General features: G+C 34.7%; 10 protein-coding genes. 2 read left to right on the top strand and 8 right to left on the bottom strand.

Annotated features, from left to right (window positions below; genetic code table 11):
- Positions 1–44 precede the first annotated feature (44 nt).
- From rihA to LREU_RS04620, 3 genes are all read right to left on the bottom strand, one after another.
- Complete coding sequence (gene rihA / locus LREU_RS04625; protein ID WP_003667955.1) at positions 45–989, bottom strand: pyrimidine-specific ribonucleoside hydrolase RihA; 945 nt, start codon at positions 987–989, stop codon at positions 45–47.
- A 156-nt stretch (positions 990–1,145) separates the two neighbouring features.
- Complete coding sequence (locus LREU_RS10630; protein WP_003666121.1) at positions 1,146–1,271, bottom strand: hypothetical protein; 126 nt, start codon at positions 1,269–1,271, stop codon at positions 1,146–1,148.
- Positions 1,272–1,440: 169 nt separating this feature from the next.
- Entirely contained in the window at positions 1,441–3,708 is a 2,268-nt protein-coding gene (locus tag LREU_RS04620) for a phospholipase D family protein (protein WP_003667956.1), read from the bottom strand.
- A gap of 355 nt (positions 3,709–4,063) precedes the next feature.
- On the opposite strand from LREU_RS04620, the gene LREU_RS04615 reads away from it, so the two are divergent.
- Positions 4,064–4,303, top strand: a complete 240-nt coding sequence (locus LREU_RS04615; protein WP_003667958.1) for a HigA family addiction module antitoxin — start codon at positions 4,064–4,066, stop codon at positions 4,301–4,303.
- Positions 4,304–4,359: 56 nt separating this feature from the next.
- Here the strand turns inward: LREU_RS04615 and LREU_RS04610 are convergent, their stop codons facing one another.
- From LREU_RS04610 to xerA, 3 genes are read right to left on the bottom strand one after another with little or no spacing between them, the layout of a single operon-like run.
- Positions 4,360–7,485 (bottom strand): type I restriction endonuclease subunit R, encoded by a 3,126-nt coding sequence (locus tag LREU_RS04610; protein WP_003667959.1) that lies wholly within the window; start codon positions 7,483–7,485, stop codon positions 4,360–4,362.
- 53 nt (positions 7,486–7,538) lie between these two features.
- Positions 7,539–8,666, bottom strand: a complete 1,128-nt coding sequence (locus tag LREU_RS04605; protein WP_003667961.1) for a restriction endonuclease subunit S — start codon at positions 8,664–8,666, stop codon at positions 7,539–7,541.
- A gap of 4 nt (positions 8,667–8,670) precedes the next feature.
- Positions 8,671–9,645: a site-specific tyrosine recombinase/integron integrase gene (gene xerA, locus LREU_RS04600; protein WP_003667963.1), complete on the bottom strand. Its 975-nt coding sequence runs from the start codon at positions 9,643–9,645 to the stop codon at positions 8,671–8,673.
- A 42-nt stretch (positions 9,646–9,687) separates the two neighbouring features.
- Between xerA and LREU_RS04595 the strand changes: the two genes are divergently transcribed.
- Positions 9,688–10,323: a restriction endonuclease subunit S gene (locus tag LREU_RS04595; protein ID WP_003667967.1), complete on the top strand. Its 636-nt coding sequence runs from the start codon at positions 9,688–9,690 to the stop codon at positions 10,321–10,323.
- Here LREU_RS04595 and LREU_RS04590 read toward each other — a convergent pair.
- Together LREU_RS04590 and LREU_RS04585 are read right to left on the bottom strand one after the other, a co-directional pair.
- Positions 10,244–10,831: a restriction endonuclease subunit S gene (locus tag LREU_RS04590; protein WP_003667969.1), complete on the bottom strand. Its 588-nt coding sequence runs from the start codon at positions 10,829–10,831 to the stop codon at positions 10,244–10,246. The genes LREU_RS04595 and LREU_RS04590 overlap by 80 nt on opposite strands.
- Positions 10,821–12,353, bottom strand: coding sequence for a class I SAM-dependent DNA methyltransferase (locus LREU_RS04585; RefSeq protein ID WP_003667970.1), 1,533 nt, complete (start codon positions 12,351–12,353; stop codon positions 10,821–10,823). The genes LREU_RS04590 and LREU_RS04585 overlap by 11 nt, the downstream gene beginning before the upstream one ends.
- Between the last annotated feature and the right edge of the window lie 128 nt (positions 12,354–12,481).

Below are 12,481 nucleotides of genomic sequence, written 5' to 3'. Positions count from 1 at the left end.
TACATATAGTGTAACTCTTCACTTTCTTTTTGTAAACAGCAAATTTATTTCTGTGAGAAACTTTGCAGGGTATCAATGATCAATTGGATGAATTTCTCACGATCAATATCAAGGAGGACTTCAGTATTTTGGGACTTATCAGTTAACTGATAGTAGTCACAAACCGTCTCTCCCCGTGTAAGATCGCCCTGAGTTTCAACATCTACATTCATTTTGTCAGTACCGAACATGGTGGGATCAATCAACCAAGCAATCGTACATGGGTCATGGAGTGGCGCACCCTTAAAGCCCCACTTAGGATTTTCATGGTACTGTTCAAAGAAGTTTAGGAGACCGTGGAAAGCTTGGGCAACTGGATTATTGATTTGCCCGATTTGCTCAATCTCATCCTTCATAATCTGAGCTTTATGAGTCACGTTCAACGGTGCCATTACCAGAGGCAGGCCGAAGTTCATTACAATTTTAGCTGCTTCTGGATCAACAAAAATATTAAATTCGACTGATGGCCGCCAGTTACCAAGTCCCATTGCCCCACCCATGAAGACAATCTGATCAATCTTTTCTTTCGCCAAATCGGGATAGACCCGTAAGAATAAGGCCGCATTTGTCATTGGACCGGTAACTACTAAGGTAACTTTCTCATCACTTTCACGAAGAGTTTTAGCAATCAACTCAATAGCTGGAATTGGTTGAACTTTGAAATCGGGATCAGGAAGGTCCGCACCATCCAAACCTGTTTCCCCATGAACTTCCGGTGCAGTTTCAAGCGGCTCAACCAGCGGAGTTTGATTTCCCTGAGCAACTGGAATATCTTCTCGATGGAGTAAAGTTAACATCCGCATCGCATTATTTAAAGTTTTGTCTGGTGTTTGATTACCAGCAGAAGTTGTTACGGCAAGGACATCAATCTTCGGTGAAGCAACGGCCATCGTTAATGCCAATGCATCATCATGTCCGGGATCACAGTCAAGAATTATCTTTTTGGTCATTTGTTATCGGCATCCTTTCTTTGTGAATCATTAGTATAGCGGTTACATTAATTATAACAAATGAACATTATTCCGTTTAATGTTGATCAATAAAATTTAAAAAGACATAATAAAAGGACCACCTAATCGTGATCCTTTTCAATATAAGTTATAATTTTACGCTTTCTTTACTAAATAAATTGGTAAAGCAATAGCGCCAGCTAAAAGGGCTAAAATAGTAAACTTCTTCTTTGAATGCTTCTTAGGTTGTGTAGTTTTGTTTTCAGTTTTATTTTTCTTCATAAGAATCTACTCCTTTGTTCAAAAACCTATCACTACCTACACTCTTATTTTAGCCCCATTTTGCCTTTACGTAAAAATATATGGGCCAGGTAATTAAAGCAATTATAAATAACCAAACAATTATCTTTTGAAATAGGTTAAGTTTCCAAATATGTTTCATAAGTTCACCTTATTTCTTTTTAAGCCAGCTAAATATCCCGTGGCGATGCGCTTGCTTTTCTTGTGCCTCTGTTAACCGGGTAAGCAATTCAGTCATTTTTGCATCAGTATTTACCTTTTGAGCATCCCGGGCTACCTCGCTGCTATTATACTTTTGCTGAAGGGTATCACTGTTAAGCCACCGATCAAAATTAGCAACATCGACAATAAAACCGGTACTAGTATATTGATAACTAATTCGATACTTTCGCGGCAGATATTGGAAGTACCGTTCCATCATCATTGACCCATTATTTCGCGCCGTACTATCTGAAACCTTATTAAACAACTGCTTATTAATTTGCGCTTTTAACTGACCATCCTGTTGAATAAACGTTAGATCAGCACCGACTTCCGCCTGGTTAATCAGCATTGTCCAATCATTTCGCCCGACAAAAAGTGAGTAATCATAATTATCTTCAAAGTAGTCTTTAACAAGCTCAAACATCCCAAATTGGTCCATCGCTTGTTTCAAGACATATTTGATTGGATAAAGGTAATCCCTTTCAATCTTTTGTTCTGTCTCTGGTGACACATCATTGAAAAATTTCGCAAGTTCAACTTGGCAATAACGATAAAGTTGATCGTTAGCGCGCTCAAGCAAGTCATTTAACTTAGCTTCTCGTTCATCTTCATCCCCGGCAAAAGTTGATTCAAAGCTGAGGTACCATAAACGACGCATAATTTCCGGTTTAAGGGAAAATTGCGATTTACTGTCACCCTCACGACGATTCATCGTAAAAATAAATGATGGGAGTGGCTGAGTTAAACTACGATTGTTAGTAATTTCTTTAATGAAGCGATCAAAATATGGCCGTGTTGTTAAGTCAGGGCTAATATCATCAATCATCATCGGATTAACGGGCCCAGCACTATACATATAATCGCTTAAAACCGTTGTAATAGTCATATTGATATTGGACTTTCCTAATGCATAATTTTTAGCATCAAAAACACCGCCATCAAGGAAGTTACCACTTCCTGTTAGCTTGGCTGCTAGCCGCTTTCCCAACGTCGATTTCCCAGTTCGTCCTTGACCAATCAAGGCTACTCCGAGGGGAACATCTTCGCGTGATTTACTGCTTGGCGATAATTCATACATATTACGGATTTTCCATAGCCAGGGAGCTTCAAATAGGAAACACATGAAATCACATGCTTGCCACCCCTCACCGACTTCTTTGTAATTATCGTACTCATGCGCAATATCGCTAAATAATTGAAGCTGTTCACGGAGACGGGCACCAGTTAAATTCGATGTTATTAATTCCGACTTTACATTATCGCCAACACGGGGCGCTTCAAATAATTGACCATTGTTATAAAACAAGACTGGCTTAGGATAGAGATCTTCTTCACGGGTAATCTTTCCTGAGTTATCATCGTTTCGAGACACATGTTTAACTACTTGAGTAAGGCTGTAGAGTTCTTTCCCGATATTTTCGAGATTGCGTTTCTTATAGCCAGCATTGCCAAAGAGCTTGACAGTTTGGGCGACACTCAATTTTTCTGGAGCTGATAGTTTCTTTAATTCCTCGTCAGAACTATACTGATCCTTATATTCTTTTACTTCTTCTGCCGGGATAATCACCGCATCCTGGTCACCGTTATCCTTGTTTTTCACCATATTCACTGTATCGGTATAGACATTAATCTGAAGTTGCTCTTTATTTTTCGCCTTAATGAACCCGGCCATTTTCTTTGCGTCCAGATAGGCAGTCGCATGGTGAAGGTTATCATTGAACATCTGGACATGGCATTGATAAAGCGGATCCGTCTGCATTCCATAGTCACTGTCGAGTTGTTCTAAATTATGATGAATTGCTGCTTCGGTTAAATTCATTGAACCGGCAAATGAGAGATACCGGTCGTCACTTGTCATTAAGTACATTTTGGTATGAATTAATTCTTGTTTTGTGAATAAAAGTCGCAAGCTGCCATCTAAAATTCGCTTTGTAAATTCACTATCAGGGTGTTCATAACCATAATTGACAAATTCAGTCCGGTCATTTAACTGCCTCATCCGTTTGCCAATTGATTCTTTTCCATTATCACTTAAGCCGAGGATCAAAGTGACCTTATCATAGCGCGGTAATAGTTGCTCCTCAATAAACTTAATTGAAGAAACAAATGAAACGCCCCTAAATTCAGTCGGTTTTTCAAGATGTTCACCCGCGAATTGCCAAAAATCGGCATCAGAAATCAATTCTTGTTTCGTGTAATCCAGGATATCTAACATGTGACTCGCCTCCTTTTTAGTTAACTTTCAAATTATATCATGAAAAAAAGAACCACCTGCAAGTGATTCTTCGTATAAAAATTATTTTTTCTTTGCCAGCTTATATAGCAAGTACATTGGCCAAATTAAGGCTCCTGCGACAAGGGTTAATAAAACAATCTTTTGGTTCTTTGATAAGTTATGACATGGACACTTCATATCTAATCGCCCCTTTGTTGATCAGTTAAGTTAATTATAACGCATTTGGGCGATAATGTAAGGAAACGGTTTCAGGTTTAAAGAATTTATAAGTAGTAGTGTTTTAATTTAAGCTATAATTAAAACAGATTAATTTTTGAACTTGGGAGATAGTAAAATGACAAAAATTCCACTGCCAACTATTGGTGAAATTTTACAAGAAGAATTTATGATTCCACTAGATATATCACCAGTAACTTTATCAAAGAAAACCACTATTTCTTTAGAGCAAATTGACCATCTTCTGCATAATAAATTAGTAATTGATGCGGATATTTCGCAACAGTTAGGACAAGTGTTTCATGTCTCTGACAATTATTTCTTGAAGTTGCAAAAAGATATTAATAGCCGAAAATAATTGAGTGGTAAAAAGACTGGTTGTTGTAACAGCAATTAGTCTTTTTACTTTAATAATTAGCTCTCTTGAGAAGCCATTTGTTCAGCTTGCTTTACTACGGTCTTAATGGCATCTGGAGCAATATCAGGTGGATAACCATACTTACGTAATAGATGTTTAACTGCAACACGCATTTTAGCACGAACATTGCTGCGCCGCTCCCAATCAACCCCTGATTGTTGCTTTACAGTCTTTACTAATTCAGCAGCAATAAGATGTAACTTTTCTTCTCCTAATTCTTGAACAGCTTTCTCATGATCAGCTAAAGCATCATAAAAGGCAACTTCTTCTTTTGAAAGTCCCAGATTCTTACCTTCTTGTTGTTCTTTATTAATTTCCTTAGCCATATCAATTAACTTTCTAATTACAATTTCACTGGTAATTCCCCGCCTATTGTAATCATCAATTGACTCTTGAAGTAATTCCTCAAACTTCTTGCCTTTAACAATATTCGTTTTTTGGTAGGCTTTTACTTGCCCTTTTAATAGTTTCTCTAAAAGAGTAATTGCTAGATCTTTCTCAGTAATTTCATTTACTTTTTCAAGAAATTGTTCTGAGATTAAATCTAAGTTAGGGCGTTCTAATCCTAGGTCACGATAAATGTCAACGTTCGGCTCTGAAATAATTGATTGATCTAATAGTTGTTGCATTCGATAATCAACAGAACTATGAATCTCTTTACTATCATCTGGATCGTCAGGAGCCTCAAGCTTAGTTAAGAATACTTTAACCGTTTTAAAGAATGCTATCTCCGCACTTAAATCTTGGGCTTCCGGCTGTGTTGAAACTAATGCATAAGCTTTTTGAAGTTCTGTTACTACATCAAAGAATTTTTGTTTTGTTTCATCGTCCTCTGCAGCTAATTCATTTACAACACGAGTAACTGCCTTCTGACGAGTTTGGCTATCATCAGAATCAAATTCTGAGTAATCAATCCCATATAGGAAATCTTCTTTAATAATGTCATATTTCTCTTTTAGAAGCATTAGTGCACGATCAACATTAATTCCAACTTTTCCTTGGTCATCTTTTGTGTATACATTTAAGGCAAAACGAAGAGCATCAGCAATCCCAATGTAATCGACAATTAACCCACTATCTTTATTCTTAAATACTCGATTAACACGAGCAATTGCCTGGATAAGATTATGTCCTTGCATTGGCTTGTCAATGTACATGGTATTCATGCTAGGAACATCAAATCCAGTTAGCCACATATCAACAACTATTACAATTTGTAATTCGTCATCGTTATCTTTCATCCGTTGTTGTAACGTAAATCGGTCTTGTTTGCTTGTCTTAAATTTAGCAAATTCTGGGCCATCAGAAGCATTAGACGTCATAATAACTTTGATTTTTCCCTTATGAATATCATCATTTATCCACTCAGGACGTAATTTTGCAATTTCATTATATAGCTTTACTGCATTTTGTCGTGACATTTCAACAATCATCGACTTACCAAATTCTTCCTTTTGTCGTGATTCAAAATGATGAACAAAGTGTTGGGCTATTTTTTCTAACCGTGGTTTTGCACCGGCAAGGGCCTCTAATCTAGTAAATGCCCGATTCCGTCGCTCAGTTTCTCTAAGATTAGGATCGTCATTAATACCAGCTTCTTTAATTAACTTTTGATATTCATCAATTGCATTGTCCTTAAGCTTTAATGGGAAAACGTGACTTTCATAATAAATCCGGACCGTGGCATGATCATTAACTGCTTGAGTAATATCATAAACATCAATGTAATTTCCAAACATTGCCACGGTAGATTTATCTTCAGTATTTATTGGTGTTCCTGTAAAACCAATAAACGAGGCGTTAGGAAGAGCCTCACGCAAATATTTAGCATATCCATAACGAATACCATTATCGGTTAGTTTTGCTTGCATTCCATATTGAGACCGATGAGCTTCATCAACCATTACGATAACGTTAGAACGGTTTGTAAGTATAGGCATATGTTCTTCACCTGCGTCAAAGTTTGGTGAGAATTTTTGAATTGTACTAAAAACAATCCCGCCAGAATTCTTACTCATGTATTTACGAACTTCTCCTCGTGATTCAGCGTGATCAGGGTTTTGTTGTAGATATTCATGAGCAGCCGCAAAAGTACCAAATAACTGATCATCTAAATCATTACGATCATTAATTACTAAAATAGTTGGATTACCAAGTTTACGAGCTACTATTCCAGAATAAAAGACCATCGACAATGATTTACCAGAACCAGTGGTATGCCAAACAACACCAATTCGTTTGTCATCAGGGTCAGCCAATACTTTTGATGTTCTTTTTACAGCTTTATTAACCATATAGTATTGATGATATGCTGCTAAAATCTTGATTGTCTTGTCTCCATCACTTTCAAAAAGAATAAAATTCTGAATGATGTTTAATAAATCAGATGGGGTAAGCATGTATTTTATCAATACTTCTAATTCCATCATTGAATCGTCAATATCTACATTTTTCGGCTCGCGCCACCGCATAAAGCGATCAATTCCCGCTGTTAATGACCCAGCTCGCGCATTAATTCCATCAGAAACAATTAAAATTTCGTTATATTGCATATAAGAAGATATTTCTTCTTTATAAGTAGAAAATTGGGCAAAAGCTTGTTGAATACCTACATTCGCATTTGCTGGGTTCTTTAATTCAAAGGTAACTAAAGGAAGCCCATTAATAAAAAGAGTAATGTCTGGTCTTCTTTCATGTTCTCCTTGTTTCATTGTAAATTGATTTGTTGCAATAAATGTATTGTTATCAACGTTTTTAAAATCAATCGGATACAAAGTAATGGTCCGGTCCTCACCTTTAATTGATGTTTTTACTTTTGCTCCGCCGATAATTAATTCATGAAGTTTATGGTTATTAAGCATCATATCTGGGCTATCTGCTAGCATTTCAAATTGATGAATGGCATTACGGTATACTTCATCATCAAGTCCAGAATTTAACTTGCGTAAAGCGTTTTCTAATTGTCCTTTTAAAATAGGTTGTGTATGGTCATTATTTCTTTCAGCATCTATTTCTACATTCGGACTAGTATAACTAGCACTTTTGTAGACTTGATAGCCTACTTCATCAAGACATCTTAAAGCAATGCCCTCTATATTTTCTTCGTTAAGATAACTTGCCACAATAAATCACCTCTTTCTGTTTGATTTAGGGAGATAAATGATAATTTAGTTGCTTAAAAATATTTCTTAAGCAAAGTCTGCTTAAGTTTCGATAATTGTTGATTTTCTTTAATTAGGTTTAACCTTTGACTATAAATTGGTGCTAGTTGACTATCCATTTTCGCTAAAAATAATTGAGAGGGAATATATACTAGTGATGATTTTAAATCACTTCTTTTGATATGACCCATGGTTGTAGCTTTTCCGGCGGCAATTGCTTGAAACCTCAATAAATGATACTTAGTCCATTCATAAATAAACCATGCAGGATACTTATTAGAGGTAACCTTAAATAAATGTTGATTAAGACCTGCCTTGTCTCCCGTCCAATTTTTTACTAATAAAGTTCCTGACCACGAAAAAATTATGTCGCCAGTATTAACTATTACAGAATTATCAAGATTAGCCGAACATCTATCGGACGAATCATCAGTATTTCCTTGATTTAACTCTTTTATTTTAAGAACTGGTAAGCTTTCTTCATTAGAATTAGGTCTATACTTTTGCATAGCTAACCCATTTTTATAATTTGCAATTTGAGTTAAGTTTGATTTTTCAAAACCGTCATTAATCATATATTTTTTGAATATATTAGTTAATAAAGCATCTAAATTATCATTTATTTGATTGTTCAAAGCTATTTTTTTATCTAAGATTTGTAAATTAGATACAACTTTATTTTGTATTTCTAAATTAGGTAAAAGAATCTTGATTTTTTTAATGTTTTTTATAGGCAACTTTTTTTGTGTTGAGCCAACAGAAAGTTCATTCATTTGTCTTTGTCCTAACATCGATTGTAAAAAATATAAAATATATTTGGAATTTACCGACTCATCAGGAATTATTTTAACTGCATTTTCTGTTAGATTAGCATTATCATATTCTTTATCAATCGTGGTCGCTATCCCTATAGTTCCAACAATTGATAAAAAAATATCTCCCTCTGTTACTGTATAGTTACTAATCTTTTCAAACACCTCATCAGGAACATATCTAATACTATTACGATCAAAACTTTTACCATCATAATCAGTAATCCTTAAATACGGATGTTGATTTTTTTCTTGTTGCAATCTAGTTCCTTTAGGCATTCTTTTGCCACCTTTAATCTCAGCAATATCTCCTAAGTATTTATAAATCATTTCATCACCCTATATACTTTCTATGTGCTATCTTTACATTTTGTTGTTTAACCATCGCATAATGTAAAGTTGTGTCTATTCGTTTATGTCCTAAAAGACGCTGTAATTGTTCAATTGGCATTCCCTTATCTATTGCTGTTGTAGCTAACGTTCTTCTAAATTTATGTGGATATACACGCGAAATTCCTAATCTTTTACCTAAATGCTTTAATCGTGATTCAACTCCCCCAATTGTTAAGCGAGTATGTTTCCTGTATAGCGAAACAAACAATGCCTCATTACTATCCGTACGAGTATATAAATATTTCTGCAAATGTAATTTAGCTCTTGCATCAAAATAAGCAATTCGTTCTTTACTACCTTTACCAAAAACAATGCATTCACGCTCTTGAAAATTAATATCATCTCTATTCAACAATACCAATTCCCCAACCCGCATACCTGTTGAAGCAAGAAAATCAATCATTGCTAAGTCGCGAATATCCTTACAATTATCACGTAACTTTTCTAGTTCTTCGTCGGTATAGGTTTCCTTCACAGTTGTTGAAACTTTAACCTTATGAATTCTTCTTACTGGACTCTTGATAATATAGTCCTCGTCTTCTAGCCAGTTAAAAAAACTGGAAAGGATTCTTCTAATGTTATCAATAGTTACCTTACTAGAGTTATGAACTTCTTGATAATTAGTTAAGTAGTTACGTAACTCATCTGTTACGATTTCTTTAGCATTTTTACCAATTGAGGCCAGAGCTTTAGTAATAGTAGTTTTATAATACTTTAATGATTTTTCCGAGCATCCTTCTGCTCTTTTAGAAGCAAAGTATTTAGTAAGCAGCTGCTGGTTATCCTTATGATTATCTACTTGTTTATTTTCTGTAGTAATTAGTTCATCTAGTGCATTTCTTAGACATAATAACTGTTGATTATTCAAGTATGGCAACATTTTTTGAATCAATTTTTCAGACTCTACTCTTTGCATGAATCAATTCTCCGTTTTTGAAAAATAATACACCACAGAGAGTTGCTTAGTAGATTAAATGATAATTTAGTTGAATTAGTTGATTCATATTTTATAAATTTCCTAAATAATGTAACAACAGTAGAAAAAACTATTGAAGATATTGGTACAGTAGTTGGTGGTGGTACTCCGTCTAAAAAAATAGCTGCTTATTGGAATGGAGATATTGCTTGGGTAACTCCCAAAGATCTGTCTCAACATCCGTTAATTTTTACTTCAAGTGGTGAAAATTACATTACAGGTTTAGGATTGGCAAAAGGAAGTGCAAAATTATTGCCAACCAATACTATACTATTTAGCTCTCGAGCACCTATTGGTTATATTTCTATAGCTAAAAATAATTTAGCTACAAACCAAGGCTTCAAGTCTGTAATCCCTAATAAAGAATATTCATTTCAATTTATTTATGAATTATTAAAGCACGAAACTGCTGCAATAAAAAATGAAGCTAATGGTTCTACATTCAAAGAAATATCAGGTAAAAAACTCAAACAGCATATAATTAATATTCCTAATTCAGAAGATACTTCTAAGTTTAACGAAATTACAAAACCAATTTTTAAACAATTAAGAAAATTAGAAGAAGAAAACGAAAAATTATTAGCAATAAAAAAAGAGCTGTTAGAAAAGTATTTTTAACATCTAAATTATCATTTATCTGATTATTTAACTCTATTTCCTGATCAATCTTCTGTAAATAATCAGCTATTTTTTCTTGATCACTTAAATTAACAGGAATTTTTAGCTCTATAGCTTCCAATTCTTTTTTATTTATTGAAGTAAATACTGTTCCAGTAGCTAGTGAATCTAATTGACCACCAATCTTCTTAAAAAGATAGTATAAGTATTCTTTTGAATAGCCACTTTTAATTTTTAAAGCTGCTAATCCACGCCCTACTGCAAGATCTTGATTAGCCCAGTTTACTCTCCCAACAGGTGCCCTCACACTAAACAATATTTCTCCGCTTTTCGCTTTTCTATTATAAGAAGTAGTCCATGTATCAATTTGGGGATAATTTTCACCAAATGTTCTTACTCCTTGAAGAAACGGAGTACCATTTCCATTAGTATTGTAAAAGACTGACTTGGGTGATTGTCCCATAACTATATCAGCTACATCCTTAAGCTGTATTTTTTTATATTTCATATCCAAGCTCCTTCAATACATCTTTAATTTGAGCTTGTAACTTATTACTCTCCTCAAATTGTTCTTTTAATTCACTAGTTAGTCTCTTCATTTTAACTTCGTATGATTCTCCATCATCTTCTTGTTTAGCAAGGCCAACATAGCGACCAGGCGTTAATACATAATCATTTTTAGCGATCTCATCTAACTTAGCAATTTTACAAAAGCCAGCAACATCTTTATATTCTTGATCGTTTGTACCACGATAAGCATGGTAAGTATCCGCTACTTTTTTAATATCATCATCATTAAATGCACGATGAGTTCGATCAATCATCTCACCCAAATTACGTGCATCAATAAATAATGTCTCACCCTTTCGCGAGCGTTCATCCTCAGATTCCTTATTCATATCAACAAACCATAATGAAACTGGAATCCCCGTTGAATAAAACATTTTTTCAGGTAAAGCAACAATTGCATCAATCTTATCATCTTCTAAAATTGCTTTACGAATAGCAAACTCTTCTTTATTAGAAGTCGATAAGGCACCGTTAGCTAAAACAAAGCCAGCTTTCCCATCCGGTGCTAACTTACTAATAATATGTTCAATCCAGGCATAATTTGCATTTCCTGTTGGTGGAACACCATATTTCCATCTAGCATCTTCTTGAAGCTTTTCGCCACCCCAGTTTTTAATGTTGAATGGTGGATTAGCCAAAATGTAGTTGAAACGAACACCTTTATGTAAATCATTAGTGAAAGTGTCGCCTTGGTGGGGGCCTAAGTCGCTATCAATTCCTCTAATCGCTAAATTCATCTTAGCTAATTTCCAAGTAGTTGGGTTAGATTCCTCACCAAATACGTGAAGATCTTTCAACTCTCCCTGATGATGACGAACGAACTCTTCTGATTGGACAAACATTCCACCTGAACCACAACAAGGATCATAAATACGTCCTTTATAAGGCTCAATCATTTCAACTAAGATTTTAACAATTGACCGTGGTGTATAGAACTCACCACCGTGTTTACCCTCTTGACTAGCAAATTCATTTAAGAAATATTCGTAAACACGACCTAAAACATCTTTATCTGTAGATTCTTTAGTTCCAACCTTAATGTCCGAAATTAAATCAACTACTTCACCCAAGCGTGTTTTATCAAGATCTGGTGAAGCATAGTTTTTACTCAAAATCCCTCGAAATGAATCATTGCTCTTTTCAATTGCAGTCATTGCATCATCAATCACTTCACCAATTTGAGGTGTTTTAGCAGCATGTTCAATCTTTGCCCAACGAGCCTCTTGAGGAACCCAGAAAATATTATTTTCTAGATACATATCCGGATCTTCTGCATCTTCAGGATATTCTGTTTTTAAAAGTTCTTGTCTTCTTTCTTCAAAGGAATCTGACGCATATTTAAGAAAGATCAATCCTAATACAACATTACGATATTCTGATGCATCCATACTTCCACGCAATGCATCAGCAGCCTTCCATAATTTATCTTCAATATTTAGCTCTTTAGACTTTGTTGCCAAAATAAAAACTCCTATCGTTCCATACTTTTATAAAATTTGCGTATCTTTTTCATTAATTGATGACGCTGTTAAAAAATCATAATTAACTATTCTTTATATTATAAACATGATATTTTCAATCCTTAAAA

It is taken from the genome of Limosilactobacillus reuteri subsp. reuteri, assembly GCF_000016825.1.
Classification (GTDB): domain Bacteria; phylum Bacillota; class Bacilli; order Lactobacillales; family Lactobacillaceae; genus Limosilactobacillus; species Limosilactobacillus reuteri.
The sequence above is the reverse complement of the archived record's forward strand: the minus strand, read 5'-3'. Positions and strand labels throughout refer to the sequence as shown.